The organism is Pigmentiphaga humi, from assembly GCF_900606115.1.
GTDB lineage: Bacteria > Pseudomonadota > Gammaproteobacteria > Burkholderiales > Burkholderiaceae_B > Pigmentiphaga > Pigmentiphaga humi.
In genome coordinates, this window is record NZ_UWPJ01000039.1 from 239189 (window position 1) to 260217 (window position 21029).

The 21029-nt window shown below is 67.6% G+C and carries 12 protein-coding genes and 1 pseudogene; 7 read left to right on the forward strand and 6 right to left on the reverse strand.

All coding sequences use genetic code 11. From position 1 onward, the window contains the following. Positions 1–468 precede the first annotated feature (468 nt). Complete coding sequence (locus PIGHUM_RS22835) at positions 469–9063, forward strand: glycoside hydrolase family 94 protein (protein ID WP_124081986.1); 8595 nt, start codon at positions 469–471, stop codon at positions 9061–9063. Here the strand turns inward: PIGHUM_RS22835 and PIGHUM_RS22840 are convergent. The 4 genes and pseudogenes from PIGHUM_RS22840 to PIGHUM_RS22850 form a co-directional block, all read right to left on the reverse strand. Then, positions 9060–9452, reverse strand: coding sequence for a BrnA antitoxin family protein (locus PIGHUM_RS22840; protein ID WP_124081987.1), 393 nt, complete (start codon positions 9450–9452; stop codon positions 9060–9062). The two genes, PIGHUM_RS22835 and PIGHUM_RS22840, sit on opposite strands and share 4 nt — an antisense overlap. A 2-nt stretch (positions 9453–9454) precedes the next feature. Next, a complete protein-coding gene (locus tag PIGHUM_RS23980; RefSeq protein ID WP_160142396.1) occupies positions 9455–9604 on the reverse strand; it encodes a hypothetical protein in 150 nt (49 codons plus the stop codon). Positions 9605–9628: 24 nt separating this feature from the next. Further along, positions 9629–10285 (reverse strand): annotated as a pseudogene (locus PIGHUM_RS22845) (IS3 family transposase); the annotation flags it as partial. A 128-nt stretch (positions 10286–10413) separates the two neighbouring features. After that, positions 10414–11331, reverse strand: a complete 918-nt coding sequence (locus PIGHUM_RS22850) for a YicC/YloC family endoribonuclease (RefSeq protein WP_124081988.1) — start codon at positions 11329–11331, stop codon at positions 10414–10416. Between the two features lie 189 nt (positions 11332–11520). Here PIGHUM_RS22850 and rph point away from each other — a divergent pair, with 189 nt between their 5' ends. The 6 genes from rph to ntrC all read left to right on the forward strand — a co-directional run bounded on the left by rph (position 11521) and on the right by ntrC (position 18594). Then, the gene (gene rph, locus PIGHUM_RS22855) at positions 11521–12276 is read left to right on the forward strand and encodes a ribonuclease PH (RefSeq protein ID WP_124081989.1); all 756 of its coding nucleotides are present in this window, start codon (positions 11521–11523) and stop codon (positions 12274–12276) included. A gap of 14 nt (positions 12277–12290) precedes the next feature. Further along, positions 12291–12887: an RdgB/HAM1 family non-canonical purine NTP pyrophosphatase gene (gene rdgB / locus PIGHUM_RS22860; RefSeq protein WP_124081990.1), complete on the forward strand. Its 597-nt coding sequence runs from the start codon at positions 12291–12293 to the stop codon at positions 12885–12887. Continuing rightward, positions 12887–14122: a radical SAM family heme chaperone HemW gene (hemW, locus tag PIGHUM_RS22865; protein ID WP_124081991.1), complete on the forward strand. Its 1236-nt coding sequence runs from the start codon at positions 12887–12889 to the stop codon at positions 14120–14122. The genes rdgB and hemW overlap by 1 nt, the downstream gene beginning before the upstream one ends. Before the next feature lie 326 nt (positions 14123–14448). Beyond that, a complete protein-coding gene (glnA, locus tag PIGHUM_RS22870) occupies positions 14449–15861 on the forward strand; it encodes a type I glutamate--ammonia ligase (RefSeq protein WP_124081992.1) in 1413 nt (470 codons plus the stop codon). Positions 15862–15957: 96 nt separating this feature from the next. After that, positions 15958–17025 carry a nitrogen regulation protein NR(II) gene (glnL, locus tag PIGHUM_RS22875; RefSeq protein WP_124081993.1) on the forward strand — a complete coding sequence of 356 codons (1068 nt, stop codon included), beginning with the start codon at positions 15958–15960 and terminating at the stop codon, positions 17023–17025. Between the two features lie 51 nt (positions 17026–17076). Next, positions 17077–18594, forward strand: a complete 1518-nt coding sequence (gene ntrC, locus PIGHUM_RS22880; protein WP_124081994.1) for a nitrogen regulation protein NR(I) — start codon at positions 17077–17079, stop codon at positions 18592–18594. Positions 18595–18627: 33 nt separating this feature from the next. Here ntrC and PIGHUM_RS22885 read toward each other — a convergent pair whose 3' ends face one another. Continuing rightward, positions 18628–19539: a ZIP family metal transporter gene (locus PIGHUM_RS22885; protein WP_124081995.1), complete on the reverse strand. Its 912-nt coding sequence runs from the start codon at positions 19537–19539 to the stop codon at positions 18628–18630. Positions 19540–19652: 113 nt separating this feature from the next. Next, positions 19653–20945: an adenosylmethionine--8-amino-7-oxononanoate transaminase gene (locus PIGHUM_RS22890; RefSeq protein ID WP_124081996.1), complete on the reverse strand. Its 1293-nt coding sequence runs from the start codon at positions 20943–20945 to the stop codon at positions 19653–19655. Between the last annotated feature and the right edge of the window lie 84 nt (positions 20946–21029).

Sequence of the window (21029 nt, forward strand, 5' to 3'; positions counted from 1 at the left end):
TCTGGCCTGGCACACCATCGTACATGTTTTGCACCCTCCATGCGGATTCTCTGCAGAGATGTGTCTCAGATTGTCAAGCACGTCGTGCCGCGCGGACAGGCGGCCCAATTGGGTGTAGTCTGTCGCAACGCACTCCAGTGTGCTTGGGCAGGCGGTTGAGCGAACATTCCCGCGGCCAAGCATGTCCACCCGATGCCGCCTTTCACATCGCCCGGCTCCCGATGGGCGAGGGCCGGTCACCGCGACGGCGGCCGAAAGCGACTCGACCTCTCCACTGGATCTTTCTCCATCGAAGCAAGCCTTTACGCGAGACCTCGCAATCCGCGAGGTTCCGCGTCTGGATCGACACGCTTCGCATACCTGGCCGCCGTACCGGCACTGCCTGTGTCGGGCTTCGACCCGAATGCTGCACCGGCGGGCACCTATGCGAACTCACCCGTTGCGCAAGAACAGCCGCACTGGATATCTATGAAATTTTTTTGGCCGCCGGGGCGTCCCAAGGCAAAAAGCGCCTCCTCGCAACGGCATTTTCTATTTTGCATTCCCGGCTCGTGCAGGGCGCCTTCCTTCTGGGCCGACAAGGCTCCTGTCCGGGAGGAGCTATTCGGACCCGAGCGTCTCGAACAGCATGCCAAGAGCCTGGCCTCGGCCCAATCCGTCACGACGAAGCCTTCGCGTGTCCCTTCATTGCGGCGGCGCCTGGATGCGAATGCCCGCCTGCTGTTGCGTAGCTACCGCGCCAGCGCCGCCGAACTGGAGACTGGCCGGCGGATCGTACCGGCCGCCGAATGGCTGCTCGACAATTATCATCTGGTCGAGAAGCAGATCAGCGAGATTCGCGCCGACCTGCCGGCGAACTACTACCGGCAACTGCCCAAGTTGGCCTCGGGCCCGTTCGCCGGCTATCCACGTGTCTTCGGGCTGGCCTGGGCCTTCATTGCGCATACCGATAGCCATCTCGACATAGGCATCCTGCGGCGTTTCATCGCTGCCTACCAGCAGGTCCAGCCGCTGACCATCGGCGAATTATGGGCGGTTGCGATCACGCTGCGCATCGTGCTGATAGAGAACTTGCGCCGCCTCGACGACCAGATCACGGCAGGCCGTACCGCGCGCGCGGACGCGGACCAGCTTGCGAACCGCCTGATCGTATCCGGCGGCGCGCGCGCGTCGCTCGAAGAAGACATCGCTTCGCGTTCGCCGCTGCCGCTGTCGGAACTGTTCGCCGCGCAGTTGGCTAAGCGGCTGAGGGACCGCGATCCGCTGGCGATGCCGGCGCTGGGATGGCTGGAAGAGCGGCTGGCGCGGCAGGGAGCCACCATCGACGACGCCGTGGCGCATGCACAGCAACGCCAGGGCGCTTCCAACGTCACGGTGCGCAATGTGATCACCAGCCTGAGGCTGATGGCGGACATCGACTGGCAGGAATGGTTCGAGAGCGTCAGCCTGGTGGATGCGCGACTGCGCGCGGGCAGCGGATTCGCGGCCATGGACTTCCCGACGCGCGACCGCTATCGCAGCGCAATCGAGCAGTTGGCACGCGGCTCGCCTTGTTCGGAGCTTGAGATCGCCGAGCGGGCTCTGGCGGCGGGGCGCGCCGCGGGGGCGTCACGCGTCGATGCGCGCGAGCGGGCACGGGTCCGGGATCCGGGTTATCACTTGATTGCCGAAGGCCGCGCCGCCTTGGCGCAATCGGTCGGTTTCAAGCCATCGCTGCGCGTGCGCCTCCGGAGCAGGCAGGGCGTTCAGAGTATCGCGGCCTACGTCGGTGCGATCGTGGGCGTCACGGCCATTTTGCTCGGCGCGGCATGGGCGCTGGCATCAGGTAACGGGCATGCCGCCGGCCATTCCGGCATCCTGGCGCTATGGCTCGCGGCCTTGCTGCTGCCGGCATCGGAACTGGCATCGGCGCTCGTCAACCGGCTGGCGGCCTGGCGCTTCGGCGCTGTGGCGTTGCCGGGGCTGGAACTCGCGGACGGCGTGCCGGGATCGTTGCGCACCCTGGTGGCCGTGCCGACGCTGTTGACCGGAAAGGCCGATCTGCTGGAGCAGATCGAGCGGCTGGAGGTCCACTATCTGGCCAGTGGCGGCGGCGACATCGTATTGGCTTTGCTGACCGACGGCATGGATGCCGACAGCGAATTTCCGGCCTCGGACCAGGACCTGCTGGCCGTCGGCGCCGACGGCATCGCAGCGCTGAATCGGCGCCATGGTCCGGCGCCCGCCGGCCCGCGTTTCATGCTGCTGCACCGGCGCCGGATCTTCAATGCGGCCGAAGGCGTGTGGATGGGCTGGGAGCGCAAGCGGGGCAAACTGCACGAGCTCAACCGGCTGCTGCGTGGCGCCGCCGACACCAGTTTCATGGCGGCTGGCGGCGGCTCGCCGGAGGTCCCGGATGGCGTGCGCTATGTGCTCACGCTCGACGCCGACACGCGGCTTCCGCGCGATGCGGTTTCCAGGCTGGTCGGGAAGATGGCCCACGCGCTGAATCTGCCGCGGTTCGATGCCGCGTCGAAGCGTATCGTGGGCGGCCATGCCATTCTCCAGCCGCGCATCACCCCGGCGCTGCCCATGGGGCGGGAAGGGTCGGTATACCAGCGGATATCGTCCAGCCCGGCCGGGATGGATCCTTACGCGATGGCGGTGTCGGACGTCTATCAGGACCTTTTCGGCGAGGGTTCCTATACCGGCAAGGGCATCTACGACATCGACGCCTTCGAGGCGGCGATGCGGGGCCGGGTGCCCGACAACACCCTGTTGAGCCACGACTTGTTCGAAGGCGTATTCGCGCGCGCCGGGCTGGCCACCGACGTCGAGCTGGTCGAGCAGGCGCCAGCGCGATACGACGTCGCGGCCGCGCGCCAGCATCGCTGGACCCGGGGCGATTGGCAGCTTCTGCCGTGGATGTTCGGGCGGCAGGACGGCGTGCATGCGATTCCCGCCGTCGGCCGCTGGAAGATGTTCGACAACCTGCGACGCTCGCTGCTGGCGCCGTCCATGCTGCTGGCCCTGGTCTGCGCCTGGCTGCTGCCCGCGGGGGCCGCGCCCGTCGCCGTGCTGCTGGTGTTGGCTTGCGCCGTCTTTCCGGCGCTGCTGCCGTTGCTGTCCGGCTGGCCGCGCCGCCCCGGGTCCCGCCTGCGCCGCCACGACGGCGCGTTGACGGCCGACCTGAGGCTGGCCGCCCTCCAGGCGGGGTTGAGCCTGGCCTTCCTGGCGGATCAGGCATGGCGCATGGGCGACGCCGTCGGACGTACGTTGGTGCGCCTGCTGGTTACGCGGCGGCACTTGCTGGAGTGGACGAGCACGGCTCAGTCGGGCAAGCGCGATCATCCCGATCTGGCGGGCTTTTACCGCTACATGGCCCCAGGCGCGGCGGCAGGTCTGGTGCTGGCAACCGGCGCGCTGGTCTTCGCGCCGGTGGGCGCGGCAATGCTTGTCTGGCCGTTCGCGCTGCTGTGGCTGGCGGCGCCCGCACTGGCCTTGTGGTCCAGCAAGCCCCCCGCGATTGCGCGGCGGCACGAGCTTCGGCCAGAGGATGTACGCGCCCTCCGCGCGACGGCTCGGCGCACCTGGCGCTACTTCGAAACCTACGTGACCCCGGCGGATCACATGCTGCCGCCGGACAATTTCCAGGAAGACCCGAAGCCCGCCCTGGCGCGGCGCACTTCTCCGACCAACATCGGACTCTACCTGCTGTCCGCCGTGGCGGCGCGCGATTTCGGCTGGACCGGCACGCTGGACACGGTCGAACGCCTGGAGGCCACATTGGCCACCTTGCGCGAGCTGCCGCGGCACAAGGGCCATTTCTTCAACTGGTACGGCACCGCGGACCTGCGCGTGCTCGACCCGCCCTATGTCTCGTCCGTGGACAGCGGCAACCTGGCGGGTCATTTGCTGACGCTGGCCAATGCCTGCGAGGAGTGGCGGGATGGCGTTCCCTCGGCAGCGGCCAGGGCCGGCATGGACGATGCGCTGCAACTCGCCCTGCAGGCCTTGGCGGCTCTGACCGGGCAGCCGGGCGCGCCGTCGGCGCGCCTGACCATGTTGATGGACGACATGGCGGCGCAGTTGCAGGGACCTCGGAGCGTGGAGGCCATCGCGCCGGTGCTGGAGCGTCTGGCGGAGAAAGCCGCTGACGCCGCGCACGAGCTGTGGCCGGCGCGACAGGACGAAGCGGGAGACCTGGCGTTCTGGCTCAACGCCTTGGCTCGATCCGCCGCTTCGCATGCGCGCGATCGGCGGCCGGAACAGACGCCCGAGGCGCTGGCGGGCAGGCTGCAGTCCCTCGCCGATACGGCGCGCGAGATCGCGCTCGCCATGGACTTCGCATTTCTCCTGGATCCCGAGCGCCGTCTGCTGTCCATCGGCTATTCGCTGGCCGAGCAGCGGCTGGACCCCAGTTGCTATGACTTGCTGGCGTCTGAGGCCCGCCTGGCCAGCCTGTTCGCCATCGCCAAGGGCGATGCGCCGACGCGGCATTGGTTCCGGCTCGGCCGCGCCGCCGTACCGATTGGAGGAAGGGCGGCGCTGATTTCCTGGTCCGGATCCATGTTCGAGTACCTGATGCCCTCGCTGGTGATGCGCGCCCCGGCCGGCAGCCTGCTCGAACAGACCAATCGCCTCGTCGTGCAGCGGCAGGTGGCCTATGGCCGTTCCCTGGGCATTCCGTGGGGGATGTCGGAGTCGGCGTACAACGCCCGCGATTTGGAGTTCACCTACCAGTACGCCAATTTCGGCGTGCCCGGCCTCGGGCTCAAGCGCGGACTGGCCGACGACAGGGTGATCGCTCCGTACGCGACCGGCTTGGCGGCAATGGTGGATCCAGCGGCAGCGTGCATCAACTACGCTCATCTTGCCGCGCTGGGCGGGCTCGGCCGGCACGGCTTTTATGAAGCGTTCGACTTCACGCCGGCGCGCGTCCCGGAGGGCAGGGTGGTGGCGGTCGTGCGCAGCTACATGGCCCATCATCAGGGCATGACCATCGTGGCGCTGGCCAACGTGCTGCTGGACGGCGGCATGCGTGCGCGCTTTCACCGCGAACCGATGATCCACGCCAGCGAACTTCTGCTGCAGGAGCGCATGCCGCGCGATGTCGTGGCCGAGCACCCGCGCGCTGAGGAAGTGAGGGCTTCCCATGAGGACAGCCATACGCCGACGCCGACAGTGCGACGCATGTCCTCGGTGCAGCCGGGCCCGGCGCCGGTTACGCATCTGCTCTCCAACGGGCGCTACAGCGTGATGCTGACGGCGGCCGGCGGCGGCTATAGCCGCTGGCGGGGCCTGGCCGTGACGCGTTGGCGCGAGGACGCGACCCGGGACCCCTGGGGAAGCTTCGTCTATCTGCGCGACGTGCGCAGCAGTCAGACCTGGTCCGCCAGCCCGCAACCGATGGCGGACGCCGCACGGCCAGGCGAAGTCCTGTTCGGAGAGGACAGGGCCAGCTTTGTCCGCCGCGACGGGAGCCTGGCCACGACGCTGGACGTGCTCGTTTCAGGGGAGGACGATTGCGAAGTGCGCCGCCTGGCGTTGGCCAATAGCGGCTGGCGCGCGAGGGAGGTGGATGTCACGTCGTATGCCGAACTGGCCCTGGCCGCGCCGTCGGCCGACGAAGCCCACCCCGCGTTCTCCAAGCTCTTCGTGTTGACGGAATACCTGCCGGAATTCGGCGCGCTGATCGCCAGCCGCCGCCCCCGCGCGCCCGACGAGCCGCCGGTCTGGGCCGCGCATTTCGCGGTCGTGGAGGGCGAGATCACGGCCGAGCCGCAATACGAGTCCGATCGGGCCCGCTTTCTGGGCCGAGGCCGGGATGCGGCGTCGGCTTCCGCCATCCAGGATGGCCTGCCGCTGTCGAACACCGCGGGTTGTGTGCTCGATCCGGTGTTCTCGCTGCGCCAGCGTGTGCTGATCCCGCCGGGCGGGGCGGCAAGCGTTGCGTTCTGGACAGTCATCGCGCCGAGCCGCCCGGAACTGCTGGAATTGATCGATCGGCATCATGACCGCAGCGCGTTCGACCGGGCCGCCACCTTGGCGTGGACGCAGGCCCAGGTCCAGTTGCGCCATCTGGGCATGGACTCGGACGAAGCGGCCGATTTCCAGCGCCTGGCGGCGCCGATCATCTACGCCGACCGGCGCATGCGCGCTTTGCCGGAGCTTGTCCGGCAAGGCGCCGCGGCGCAGTCCGGCCTCTGGGCCTATGCGGTCTCCGGCGACCTGCCCATCGTCCTGCTGCGAATCGGCGACATCGAGGACATGGGCCAGGTGCACCAGCTGCTGCGGGCACATGAGTACTGGCGCATGAAGCAGCTCGCCGTCGATCTGGTGATCCTCAACGAACGCGCTTCTTCCTATGTGCAGGACTTGCAGATCGCGATCGAGACGGCGGTGCGCAGCAGCCAGTCGGGTCCCCGCTTCGAGGCGGGGCTGGCGCAGGGGGCGATCCACGCGCTGCGTGCGGACCTGATCGGGTTCGAGGCGCGCGGCTTGCTGCAGTCGGCCGCGCGGGTCGAACTCATCGCCAGCCAGGGAACCATCGCCGATCGGCTGGCGCGTTTGGCGCCCACGGAGGCGGGAAGCGCGGTCGGACCGGTGTTGCCCGCGCTGCAACGGGCGCCGCGGGACGCCGCTCCTCGGCCGACGCAGCCGCCGCCATCCGAAGACTTGGAGTTTTTCAATGGCCTGGGGGGCTTTGCGACGGATGGCCGAGAATACGTGGTGCGCCTTTCGGCCGGACAGACGACGCCGCAACCTTGGATCAACGTGGTCGCCAATCCCGGCTTCGGCTTTCAGGTCTCGGCGGAAGGCAGCGCCAGCACGTGGTGCGAGAACAGCCGCGAGAACCAGCTCACCCCTTGGTCGAACGACCCGGTGACCGATCCGTCCGGCGAAGCCTTCTTCGTGAAGGATCTTGAAAGCGAGGTGCTGTGGTCGCCCACGGCGCAGCCCAGGCGTGGCGCTGGCGACTACGAGGCGCGGCACGGTTGGGGCTACAGCCGCTTCGCGCATGAAGCGAACGGCATCGCACTGGAGCTGCTGCAATACGTGCCGCTGGAGGATCCGGTGAAGATTTCGCGCCTGACCCTGCGCAATCTATCGGGCCGGACGCGCCGCCTTTCGGTGACGTCCTACGCGGAATGGGTGCTGGGAACATCCAGGGGGGCATCGGCGCCCTTCATCGTGACCGCCATCGACACCGCCAGCGGCGCGATGCTGGCCCGCAGGCCCTGGGGGGTGGCCTTCCCGGGCCGAGTCGCCTTCGCCGACCTGAGAGGCCGGCAAACGGCCTGGACCGGGGACCGCACCGAGTTCCTGGGACGCCATGGCGGTCCGGGAGCGCCTGCGGCCTTGCTGGGGCGCCAGCCGCTTTCCGGCGCCACGGGAGCGGGGCTGGATCCGTGCGCGGCTTTGCAATGCGTCGTGGAACTGGCCGCCGGCGAGTCGGTCGAGGTGGTCGCCCTGTTGGGCGAAAGCGCGTCCGAGGAGGCCGCGAGGGCCTTGGTCGGCCGCTACCGCGCGGCGGACCTCGATGCCGTGCTGGCGGACGTCGCCGCCTATTGGGAGCAGACACTTGGCGCCGTTCGGGTCAAGACGCCGGACCGCGCCATGGACATCATGCTCAATGGCTGGCTGCTGTACCAGACCATCGTCTGCAGGCTGTGGGCACGCTCGGCCTTCTACCAGGCCAGCGGCGCCTATGGGTTCCGGGACCAGTTGCAGGACGGCATGGCCCTGACCTTTGCGCAGCCAGAGGAGACCCGGCGCCACTTGCTGCGCGCGGCGGGGCGGCAGTTCGTCGAAGGCGATGTGCAGCACTGGTGGCTGCCCCACTCGGGGCAGGGGGTGCGCACCCGCATCTCGGACGACCGCGTCTGGCTGGCCCTTGCCGCCGCGACCTATGTCAACGCCACGGGCGATGCCGCGGTGCTCGACGAGGCGGCCGGGTTCCTGGACGGCCCGGCGCTGCGGCCGGGCGAGCACGACGCCTTCTTCCAGCCCGCTGCCGCGGGACAATCCGCCTCGTTGTTCGAGCACTGCGCGCGCGGTCTCGATCAGTGCATCGCGCTGACTGGCCCCCATGGCCTGCCTCTAATAGGCACCGGCGACTGGAACGATGGAATGAACCGGGTAGGCGCCGGTGGCCAGGGCGAGAGCGTATGGCTTGGTTGGCTATTGGTGCGCACGATTGCGCTCTTGGCGCCGCTGGCGCCGGAGCGGGACCAGGCGCGCGCAAGCCGCTGGCGGGCGCATTCGGAAACAGTGCGGGTGGCCATCGAGCGCGAGGCCTGGGACGGCGCCTGGTATCGCCGCGCGACCTTCGACGACGGAACCTGGCTGGGGACCAGCGGCAACGACGAGTGCCGCATCGATGCCATCGCCCAGGCGTGGGCCGTGCTCTCCGGGGCTGCCGACGCAGGACGCGCGGCCATGGCAATGGATTCGCTGGCGCGGCATCTCATTCGTCCCGGCGAGCAACTGGCGCTGCTGCTGGCGCCGCCATTCGACAAGACCGCGCAGGACCCCGGCTACATCAAAGGCTACCCGCCCGGCCTGCGCGAGAACGGCGGCCAGTACAGCCATGCGGCCATGTGGGCCATTCTTGCCTTTGCCGGGCTGGGCGACGGCGATCGCGCCGCGGCGCTGTTCGATCTCGTCAATCCCATCAACCATGCGCGCACGCCGGAGGCGGTCGCGCGCTACCGGGTCGAACCTTACGTGGTCGCCGCCGACGTCTACGCCGTGGCGCCCCATGTGGGGCGGGGCGGATGGACCTGGTACACGGGCTCGGCCGGATGGATGTACCGCGCGGGCGTGGAAGGGATTCTGGGCCTGCGGCGCGAAGGGGACTGGCTTCGCGTCAGCCCTTGCATTCCTTCGGCGTGGCCGGGTTTCGAGGCCAGGCTGCAGGTGGGCTCGACCGACTGCTCGATTCAGGTGCAGCGTGCTTCTTTGGCGCAGGATCGCACAGCCCTGCAAGCGATGCTGGATGGTCGGGCGGTTCGATGCGAGTCGGGGAGCGTGAGCGTTCCGCTCGATGGCGGGACGCACTGCTTGGTGTTGACCGTCTAGATGAAAACTCCATCCCCTGGCCGCTGGCGGCCATCCTGATGCGCCTGAATCGGGAGTAGGCCGGCCGGGTGGGCCTTGACCTTGCCGCCCAGCGCCAGCGACGCCCGCAGGGTGTCGTTGATACGGGTCTGCCAGCCGTCGCCGCTGGCGCGCAGCGCGGCCAGCACGTCGGCGTCCAGGCGCAGCTTCACCGCTTCCTTCGTCACGGCCTGGGTGCTGCCCACGGGGCGCCCCCGGCGCTTGGCGATCTGCTCCGGCGTATGCCCCTGGGCGAACTTGCCCGCCTTGGCCTCGGCCAGCGATTCGCGCAGCCCAGGCAGCGCCTGGCCAGCGTCGGCTTCGATGGCCTTAGCCACCTTGTCCACGTCCAGTTTCTTCAGGGTCTTCATGGTCAGCTCCGCTTGATGTCCTTGGCTTTCACGTTGGCGCGCTCGGCCTTGGCGTACACCATCACCAGCAGCACGATTTCATCGTCCACCAAGTGGAAGTCGATCACCCGAGCGTCGCCGCGCTTGCCCATGCCTGGGCGCGACCAGCGCACCTTGGGCGCCGTCGGCGCCGGGGATCACGTTGCCAGCGTCTGGGTTCTCGGCATAGGTCGTGAACGATGCCGACCTATTGACCTGCCGGGTTTCCTCGGACCACTGAATACTTGGAGAACGGCCTCGGTTAAGCGGCGCTCAGGCCGCACTGTGATCCAAATGCGTAGGGGGTTAGGTTTTTCAGACTGGAATGCGGCCTGACCTCGTTGTAATGTCGTCGCCAGGTTTCGATGACGACCTTGGCTTCAATGCGGTTGCGGAACCACTCCATCGCCAGACATTCATCCCTAAATTTTCCGTTGAAACTCTCCGCTGTTCCGTTCTGCCAGGGTTTGCCGGGATCGATTAATGCCATGCCCAGGTCTTGCTGGGTAGCCGAGTGCAGTAGTGCGCGTGAGACGAATTCCGGGCCATTGTCGGACCGAAGAACGCGCGGCGCACCCCGCACACTTATCAACTGGCTGAGGACCTCGATGACCCGATTCGAACGGATCGAACCCGCGACATCGATAGCCAAGGATTCCCGGGGTGTACTCGTCCACGACGGTCAGACATTTCAATTGCTGACCGTTGGCGCAGGCATCGAATACGAAGTCGTATGTCCATACCTGATTGACCGCTTCGGGCGTGGCAGGTCGCAGTCGACTTCCCGCAATCCGGCGCCGTGGCCGCTTGCGCGGCCCTCGAACACGCCTGAGCACACGAAAATGGTGATATTTAGTGTTGAATGATCCCTTCTGAAATGAAAAAAGCCCGTAAATACGGGCATCTCTGGGGTATGTGGGACGTTGTGAAACGTCGTGATCCACTATTCGATGTTCTGCGCCTGCTCCCGCATCTGCTCGATCAACAGCTTCAGATCCATCGCCGCCCGCGTCACCTCCAGCCCCCCCGCCTTGGACCCCAGGGTATTCGCCTCGCGGTTCATTTCCTGGAACAGGAAATCCAGCCGCTTGCCCGCGCTGCCGCTTTTCTCGGCCTTCTTGCCGCCCTTGCCGATCAATTGCCGCAGTTCGGCCAGGTGGGAGTGCAGGCGCGAGAGTTCTTCGGCGACGTCGATGCGCAGGCCGAACAGGGTGGCTTCGTGGGCGAGGCGTTCGGAGAGTTCTTCGCCGCGGATGTTCTGGAAACCGCCGGGGAAGGCGGCTTCGACGGTGTCGCGCAGTTTGCGTGCGAGTTTGTCGCGGTATTCCTGGACGAGCTGGGGCATGCGTTGTTCGACTTCGGCCACGATGGCGGCGACGGCGTCGGCGCGGTCGGCGATCATGGCGGCCAGGCGTTCGCCTTCGCGGTCGCGCGCGGCCTGCATCTGGGCGAGGGCTTCGGCGGCGGCGCGCTGGACGGCTTCGCGCCAGGTGTCTTCGTCTTCTTCCACGGCCTGCACGCCGGGCCAGGCGAGCAGTTCGGACAGGCGCGGCGGGACGGTGTCGGGGAAGACGGCCTGGACCTTGCGGAACAGGGCGGCGGCCTGTTCGAGCGCGGCGAGGTTGATGGAGTCGGGGTCGGTGGCCTGGCGCCGGTGGATGCTGGCGCGGACTTCGACCTTGCCGCGCGCCACGGTCTTGGTGAGCAGTTCGCGCAGCGCCGTTTCGAGCGCGCGCAGTTCGTCGGGCATGCGGAAATGCAGGTCGAGGAAGCGGCTGTTGACGCTGCGCAGTTCGATGGAAACGGAACCGTGGTCGGTGTCGGCGCGGGCGGCGCCGAAGGCGGTCATGCTACGGATCATGGCGGGGCCTGTAGGGAAGGGACGAGGCGGCCGACGGGCCTGGGCGTGTGTCGGCGTGAAGCTGCATGATAAAGCGGCGGGCCGGCCGATGGAACCTTGACCGTACAATGGAGGGCATCGCGCCGCCCAGGCGCGCCGGCGTTCGCGCCGGCTTTCTCATCCGCTTATCAGTTACGACGGAGTTTCCCCATGAGTGCCACCCCCTCTTCGTTCGCGCGTCCGTCCGGCCGTGCCCCGGCTGCCTTGCGCCCGGTTTCGCTGCAGCGCGGCTATACGCGCTATGCCGAAGGGTCGGTGCTGGTGAGTTTCGGCAATACGCAGGTGATCTGTACCGCGAGCATCGAGGACAAGGTGCCGCCCTTCCTGAAGGGGCAGGGCCAGGGCTGGGTGACGGCCGAGTACGGCATGTTGCCGCGCGCCACGCATACGCGCGGCGGCCGCGAGGCGGCCAAGGGCAAGCAGACCGGCCGCACGCAGGAGATCCAGCGCCTGATCGGGCGCAGCCTGCGCGCGGTGTTCGATCTGTCCAGGCTGGGCGAGCGCACGCTGCACCTGGATTGCGACGTGATCCAGGCCGATGGCGGCACGCGCACGGCGAGCATTACGGGCGCTTTCGTGGCGGCCAGCGATGCGGTGGCGTTGTTGATGTCGCGCGGCGAGCTGCTCGCCTCGCCGATACGCGAGCACGTCGCGGCGGTGTCGGTGGGCATTTATGAAGGCCTGCCGGTGCTCGACCTGGACTACGCCGAGGATTCGGCGTGCGGAACGGACATGAATGTGGTGATGACCGGCGGCGGCGCCTATGTGGAGGTGCAGGGGACGGCGGAGGGCGTACCGTTCTCGCGCGATGAGATGAATGCGCTGCTGGGGCTGGCCGAGGCGGGGATCGCCGATCTGGTGCGCCTGCAGCGCGAGGCGCTGGCGCAGCCGTATCCGGGCCGTTGAGCGGGAAGCCGATCATGAGGAAGCTGGTCCTGGCCTCCAATAACGCCGGCAAGCTGCGCGAGTTTTCGTCGCTGCTCGCCGCGCGCGGCTTCGAACTGGTGCCGCAGGGCAGCCTGGGGGTGCCCGAGGCCGAGGAGCCGCACGTCACGTTCATCGAGAATGCGCTGGCCAAGGCGCGCCACGCCAGCCGCCTGACCGGGCTGCCGGCGCTGGCGGACGACTCTGGCGTCTGTGTCGTGGCGCTGGGCGGCGAGCCCGGCGTGTATTCGGCCCGCTTTGCCGCCCGCAACGGCGGCGAGAAATCCGATGCGGCCAATAACGCGCTGCTGGTCGAACGGCTGCGCGAGGCCGCGGACCGCCGCGCTTATTACTATGCGGCCCTGGTGCTGGTGCGCTCGGCCGACGATCCGCAGCCGCTCATCGGCGAGGGCCTCTGGTGGGGCGAGATCGTCGAGCAGCCGCGCGGCTCGGCCGGGTTCGGCTACGACCCGCATTTCCTGCTGCCGGCGCTCGGCAAGACGGCGGCCGAGCTGGCGCCCGAGGAAAAGAACGGCATCAGCCACCGCGCCCAGGCGCTGGCGGTGCTGATGGGCAAGCTGGATACGTTCTGATGCCGCGGGCCATTTCCATCGTGCCGGCGGGGCAGCAGGAAGCGGTGCGGCGCGTCGCCATGCCGTTCGCGCCCGGCCCCAGTCTGCTGACGAGCCTGCCGCCGCTGTCCGTCTACGTGCACGTGCCCTGGTGCGTGCGCAAGTGTCCGTATTGCGATTTCAATTCGCACGCGGCGCCGGAAACCCTGCCTGAGGAACGCTACCTGGAAGCGCTGGCGGCGGATCTGGACCAGAGCCTGCCGCAGGTCTGGGGCCGCAAGGTGGTATCGGTGTTCATCGGCGGGGGCACGCCCAGCCTGCTGTCGGCCGCGACGCTGGATGCGATGCTGGCCATGCTGCGCGCGCGGCTGCCGCTGCTGCCGGATGCCGAGATCACGATGGAGGCCAATCCCGGCACGGTGGAGGCCGGCCGTTTTGCGGCGTATGCCGCCAGCGGCGTGAACCGGATCTCGCTGGGCATACAGAGTTTCGACGACCGCAGCCTGAAGGCGCTGGGCCGCATCCACGACGGCAGGGCCGCGCGCCAGGCCATCGAGATCGCCCAGCGGCATGTGGACCGCGTCAACCTCGACCTGATGTTCGCGCTGCCGGGCCAGACCCCGGACGGCTGCCTGGACGACGTGGCAACCGCGCTGGCTTTCGGCACGGAGCATCTCTCGCTTTACCATCTGACGCTGGAGCCGAATACCGTTTTCGCCAAGTATCCGCCGCCACTGCCGGACGACGACGATGCGTTCGAGATGCAGGATCGCATCGAAGCCCGCCTGGCGCAGGCCGGCTACGAGCACTACGAGATTTCCGCTTATGCGAAGCCGGGCGCCCGCTGCCGCCACAACCTGAACTACTGGGAATTCGGCGATTACCTGGGCATAGGCCCCGGCGCGCACGGCAAGCTGTCGTTCCACGACCGCATCCTGCGCGAGGCGCGCGTGCGCAATCCGCAATCGTGGATGGACGCCTTGCTGGATTCCGTCGCGGATACGGGCTGGCTGGCCGAATCGCGCCAGGTCGGAGCGGAGGAGCTGCCGTTCGAATTCATGCTCAACGCGCTGCGCCTGGCGGATGGCGTGCCGGCGGCGTTTTTTCCGGAGCGGACCGGGCTGAACCTGGCCGCCATCGCCCGGCCGCTGGCCAAGGCTGTGGAGAAGGGCTTGCTGGACGAGGATCCGACCCGGATCCGTGCGACCGAGCTGGGCCGGCGCTTTCTGAACGATTTGCAGGAACTGTTCCTCTGAGTTCAGGAAGCCGGCGCACCAATATCGGGCATATTCGTGCTTCGAACCTCGGATGCACCAATTTAGTGTCCACTCCGTATTGTTATGCCCATTTATGGTGCGTAGACTGAAATCCGGTGTCACGGCAATGTGCGAGAATTCAGCGCTGTCCCGTGCCAGCGCTGGAGTGCATGCTTCGCACCGAACCCTGGCACGGAAGATGCTTATTGAAACCCGCAGCCGTCCAGCCCGTTCTTTTTCTTCCGGTGCGGGCTGTAAGCACGACGAGAACGCTTGAGCCTCCGGCCGAACCGGCGGCAAGCTTTACGAGACTATCAGGAGCCCTAATGGCAACGCCCAAAGACGTCCTCAAGATGATTGCGGACAACGAGGTCAAGTTCGTTGATTACCGTTTCACCGATACCCGCGGCAAGGAACAGCACGTGTCGGTGCCGTCCCACACCGTGGACGAAGACAAATTCGAGACGGGCCATGCCTTCGACGGCTCCTCGATCGCCGGCTGGAAGGGTATCGAAGCTTCGGACATGCTGCTGATCCCCGAGCCGTCGACCGCCCGCATGGATCCGTTCCGCGAGGAATCGACCCTGATCATGACCTGCGACGTGGTCGAGCCGTCCGATATGAAGGGCTATGACCGCGACCCGCGTTCGTTGGCCAAGCGCGCCGAAGCCTACCTGAAGTCTTCGGGCCTGGGCGACACTGCCTACTTCGGCCCCGAGCCCGAGTTCTTCGTATTCGACGGCGTGACCTGGAACATCGATATGTCCGGCTGCTTCGTCAAGATCAAGTCGGAAGAGGCCTCGTGGTCCACCGGCATCGACTACGATGGCGGCAACCTGGCCCACCGTCCGTCGGTCAAGGGCGGTTATTTCCCCGTGCCTCCCACCGATTCCTTCCAGGACCTGCGTTCGGAAATGTGCCTGCTGCTGGAGCAGCAGGGCGTGCCGGTCGAAGTGCACCACCATGAAGTGGCCGGCCCCGGCCAGCTGGAGATCGGCACCAAGTTCGCCACCCTGGTGCAGCGCGCCGACTGGAACCAGATCATGAAGTACACGATCTGGAACGTCGCCGCCGCCTACGGCAAGACGGCCACCTTCATGCCCAAGCCCGTCGTCGGCGACAACGGTTCCGGCATGCACGTCCACCAGTCGATCTGGAAGGACGGCCAGAACCTGTTCGCGGGCAACGGCTACGCCGGCCTGTCCGAATTCGCGCTGTACTACATCGGCGGCATCATCAAGCACGCCCGTGCGCTGAACGCCATCACCAACCCCGGCACGAACTCGTACAAGCGCCTGGTTCCGCACTTCGAAGCCCCGGTCAAGCTGGCCTATTCGGCCCGTAACCGCTCGGCCTCGATCCGCATCCCCTACGTAGCCAATCCCAAGGGCCGCCGCATCGAGACGCGCTTCCCGGATCCGCTGGCCAATCCGTACCTGGCATTCTCGGCCTTGATGATGGCGGGCCTGGACGGCGTGATGAACAAGATCCACCCGGGCGATCCGGCCGACAAGAACCTGTACGACCTGCCGCCCGAAGAAGACGCGAAGATCCCGACCGTCTGCTCGTCGCTCGACCAGGCCCTGGAAGCGCTCGACAAGGACCGCGAGTTCCTGACTCGCGGCGGCGTGTTCAGCAACGCCATGATCGACGCCTACATCGCCCTGAAGATGGATGAAGTCACGCGCTTCCGCGCCACGACCCATCCGCTCGAGTTCGACATGTACTACGGTCTCTGATCCAGGCCGGGAACTGTCGTTTGCAAGGAGAACGGGGCGTGAAAATCGCCCCGTTTCCGTTGGGCCACCGCTACCGCGGGGCGATGGATAGCTGACATGGACGATCCTTTCATTGGCGCCTTCGCGGCGTTCGAACTGCTCTCCAGCGCCATCCTGGTCGTGGACGGCGAGCGGCGCATCCGCTATGCCAACGCCGCTGCCGAAGATCTCTTCGAAGTATCGGTGCGCCAATTGATGTCGCTGCATGTATGCGACCTGTTCCGCGACGGCGAGCAACTGCGCATGTCGCTGGAAGAGGCCAAGTCGCAGGTGTTCGCCGACAAGCGGCAGATCCTGGAGATCGACCGCCTGGGGCGGGAACCGACCCAGGTGTCGGCTACCGTGGTGACGCTGCACGGACAGCCTTGGCCGGCGCTGATCGAACTGCAGGAGATCGAGCAGCAGTTGAAAGTCGAGCGGGAGGAGCGCCTGCTCGAGCAGGCGCAAGCCAATCGCGAGTTGCTGCGCAACCTCGCGCACGAGGTCAAGAACCCGCTGGGCGGGCTGCGCGGCGCGGCGCAGCTGCTGGAGGCCGAGCTGGGCGATCCCGCGCTGACGGAATACACGCAGGTCATCATTCAGGAGGCCGATCGGCTGCAAACCCTGGTGGACCGCCTGCTGGTGCCGCACCGCGCGCCGCGCATCGTCGGCGACGTGAACATCCACGAAGTGTGCGAGCGCGTGCGCGCGCTGGTGCTGGCCGAATATCCGAGCGGTCTGACGATCGTCCGCGACTACGACGCGGCGATTCCGGAGTTCCGGGGCGACAAGTCGCAACTGATCCAGGTCGTGCTGAACATCGTGCGCAACGCCGCCGAGGCGCTGGCGCCGCGGATCGCCGCCGGCGATGCGGAAATCACGCTGCGCACGCGGGTGGTGCGCCAGGTCACGCTGGCCAAGCAGCGCTTCAGGCTGGCATTGGAATTGCATGTGTTGGACAACGGCCCGGGCGTTCCTCCCGAATTGCTCGACCGGATCTTCCATCCGCTGGTCTCGGGAAGAGCAGGGGGCAGCGGCTTGGGGCTCACTTTGGCGCAGACTTTCGTGCAGCAGCACGAGGGGATCATCGAGTGCGACAGCAAGCCCGGCGCGACCGATTTCCGGATCCTGCTGCCGCTTCCCTGAACCAATGAAACGGATGGAGTGCCTTTTGCCAGCGTACCTAGGAAACCAACGATGAAACCAATCTGGATCGTGGACGATGACCGGTCGATCCGCTGGGTGCTCGAGAAAGCCTTGGCCCGCGAAAACCTGCCCAGCCGCAGTTTCGGCACGGCGCGCGAGGCCCTGGACGCATTGAACGAAGACGCGCCCCAGGTACTGGTGACCGACATCCGCATGCCGGGCGCCAGCGGCATCGAGCTGCTGCAGGCGGTCAAGCGGCGTTTTCCGGCGCTGCCGGTCATCATCATGACCGCATACTCGGACCTGGAGAGCGCCGTTTCGGCCTTCCAGGGCGGAGCCTTCGAATACCTCCCCAAGCCCTTCGACGTCGATCACGCCACCGAGCTGATCCGGCGCGCCGTGGAGGAAAGCCTGCGGGAGGAAGCGTCGGCCGACGATACGCTGGTGGGTACGCCCGAGATTCTCGGCCAGGCGCCCGCGATGCAGGAAGTGTTTCGCGCCATCGGCCGCCTGTCGCAGTCGCAGGTGACTGTCATGATCACCGGTGAGTCGGGCAGCGGCAAGGAGCTGGTCGCGCGCGCGCTGCATCGGCACAGCGCACGGGCATCGGGCCCCTTCGTGGCCATCAACACGGCCGCGATTCCGCGCGACCTGCTGGAGTCGGAGCTGTTCGGCCACGAGCGCGGCGCCTTCACGGGTGCGCAGAGCATGCGCCGCGGACGCTTCGAACAGGCCGACGGCGGCACCCTGTTCCTGGACGAAATCGGCGACATGCCGGCGGAACTGCAGACGCGCCTGCTGCGGGTGCTGTCGGATGGCAGCTTTTATCGGGTGGGCGGTCACAACCCCGTCCATGCCAATGTGCGCGTGATCGCGGCGACTCACCAGCCGCTCGAAGAGCGCGTCAAGCAGGGACTGTTTCGGGAGGATCTGTTCCACCGGCTCAACGTGATCCGCCTGCGCCTGCCGCCGCTGCGCGAACGCGCGGAGGACATTCCGTTGCTGGCGCGCCATTTCCTGGCGCGCAGCGCCCGCGATCTCGGGGTGGAGCCCAAGCGCTTCACGCCCGCGGCGCTGGCGGTGCTGTTGCGGTTTCCTTTTCCCGGCAACGTGCGTCAGCTCGAGAACGTCTGCCATTGGCTGACGGTGATGGCGCCGGGGCAGACCGTGGACGTGCAGGAACTGCCGCCCGAGCTGCTGGAGAAGAGGCCGTCAGACACCCATGCCGAGGAGGCCGTCGATGGCCGCATGCGCGACGTGCCGGCATCGCCGGACGAGCGGGCCCTGGTGGCCGCGGCCAGTCTGGACGAGGCCATCGCGCGGGCGGCGCCGGCCGAGGATCAGGATGGCTCGGCCCTGTGGCTGGACGGCCTGCGGCGCGACGTGGAGCAGCGCTTGCGGCGCGGCGAGCCGGACATCATGCAGGCCATGACGCGGCAATTCGAGGGCACGCTGATCGCCGCGGCATTGCGCGCTACCCGCGGCCGCCGCATCGAGGCTGCGCTCAAGCTCGGTATCGGCCGGAATACGATCACCCGCAAGATCCAGGACCTGGAGTTGGAGGGCTAGGCCCGCCGCCTGTGCCAGAGCCTGCCGCCGTGTTCAGCCGAGCGCGGTGTCCAGCACCATCATGATCACGAAGCCGACCATCAATCCGGCGGTGGCGAAGACTTCATGGCCTTTGCGGTGCGATTCGGGGATGATTTCGTGGCTGATGACGAACAGCATCGCGCCGGCGGCCAGGCCCAGGCCCCAGGGCAGCAGCGCCGACGAGAAGCTCACCACGGCGGCGCCGATCACTGCCGCCATGGGTTCGACCAGCCCGCTGAGGATGCCCAGCGTCACGGCGGTCAGGCGGCTGTAGCCTATGCTCACCAGCGCCACCGCGACGACCAGACCTTCCGGGATGTCCTGGATCGAGATGCCGGTCGTCAGCGCCCCGGCGCGCACCGGGTCCGTGGCTGCGTAGGCCACGCCTATCGCCAGCCCCTCGGGCAGGTTGTGCAGGGCGATGGCGAAGATGAACAGCCAGGTCCGGCGGATGCGCGAGCGGGTGTGGGCGGGGACGCCTTCCAGCCCTTTGATGAAGTGCTCGTGCGGCAGATAGCGTTCCATGAGCAGCAGCAGAGCCGCGCCGAGCAGGATGGCGCCGCCGACGGTGAGGCTGGCGCCCCAGCGGCCCGCTCCCTGGGCCTCGGCGGCATCCAGGCCCGGGATGACCAGCGAAAAGGCGCTGGCCGCGAGCATGACGCCGGCGCCGAAGCCGAACAAGGTGTCCTGCAGGCGCTCGGACAACTGCTGGGAGAACAGCACCGGCACCGTGCCCAGCGCCGTGGCCGCCGCGGCCACGCCGCCGCCGATCAAGGCTTGCTGGATGTGGGGCTGGCCTTCCCATAGGGCTTCGATCAGCCCGTGGGCCAGCACGAACAGGCCGCCCAGCGCGATCAGAATGCCGATCAGCTTGCGCAGCAGGCCGATGGACGAAGGAGGGGGCGGCGTATCGTGTGTCGTCATCCATGATCCCTGGGGCGCGCCGCGCGGCCGGAGGACGGATATCCGCCGGGCCGTGTGACGTCCATGCCTCGCTATAGTAGCGAGTTGCGGCGAAGAAAAAAGCCCCCTGCGGATCAGGGCGCGCGGCGCGCCAGATCGCCCATGCCTCGGACCACGCGGACCACGGCGTCGAGCAGGAAGGCCAGATCGTCCGCGTCTATGGTGAAGGCGGGCGTCAGGTAGACGATATTGCCGAAAGGGCGGACCCAGACGCCGGCCTCCACGAGGCGCGCGCGCAGCGCTTCTTTATCGAAAGCGCCGTCCAGTTCGACCACGCCGATCGCCCCCAGCACGCGTACATCGCGCACCCACGGGAGATGCGCGCAAGAGGCCAGGCCGGCCTCCAGCGCCAGGGAGAGCGCCTGAACCTGCGCCAGCCGCGGTTCCTGTTCGAACAGGTCGAGCGAGGCGTTGGCGGCGGCGCAGGCAAGCGCGTTGCCCATGAAGGTCGGCCCGTGCATCAGCGCGTGGCCGGGGTCGTCGGACCAGAAGCCGTCGAACACCCGCCGGTTGGCGACCGTGGCCGCCAGCGGCAGCGTGCCGCCGGTCAGCGCCTTGGACAGGGTGACGATGTCCGGCGCGGCGCCGGCCTGCTCGAAGGCGAACAGCGTGCCGGTGCGACCGAAGCCGGTGAAGATCTCGTCGTAGATCAGCAGCAGGCCGTGGCGGTCGACCAGCGCGCGCAGACGGCGCAGCACTTCGGGGCCGTGCATCAGCATGCCGCCGGCGCCCTGGACCAGCGGTTCGACCAGGATGCCCGCGAGTTCGTGCGCATGGTTCTCGAGCAATCGTTCCAGCTGCGCCAGCGAGCCGGCGTCGCGCGGCAAGGGGGCGATGACGTGCTCGGCCAGCAGCCCGTGGAACAGGCTGTGCATGCCTTCTTCCGGATCGCACACCGCCATCGTGCCCAGCGTGTCGCCATGGTAGCCGCCGCGAAATGCGAGGAAGCGCGTGCGCCGGCGCTCGCCGCGGTTGAGCCAGTACTGCACCGCCATTTTCATCGCGACTTCCACCGCGACCGAGCCCGAATCGGTATAGAACACGCGCTCCAGCCCGCCGCCCAACAAGGCGCACAGGCGCTGCGCCAGCCGGGCGGCGGGCTCGTGGGTCAGGCCGCCGAACATCACGTGGGGCATGGCGTCCAGCTGGCGGCGCACGGCCGCGGCGATGGCGGGATGGTTGTAGCCATGGCAGGCGGTCCACCACGAGGCGACGCCGTCGACCAGGCTGCGGCCATCGGCCAGCTCGATGCGGGAGCCGTGGGTGCGCGCCACGGGCAGGGGCGGCGCGGCGGTTTTCATCTGCGCGTAGGGCAGCCAGACGTGGCGGGCGCCATCGTCCATCCAGGAGGGAGTTGTCGAGATCATCGTTCTGCGGGCCTGCCGCCCCGGAGGCGGCGCCGGCCGTTCCACTACAATGGCCCGCATTCTACGGTGCGGCGGCTGCCCGGT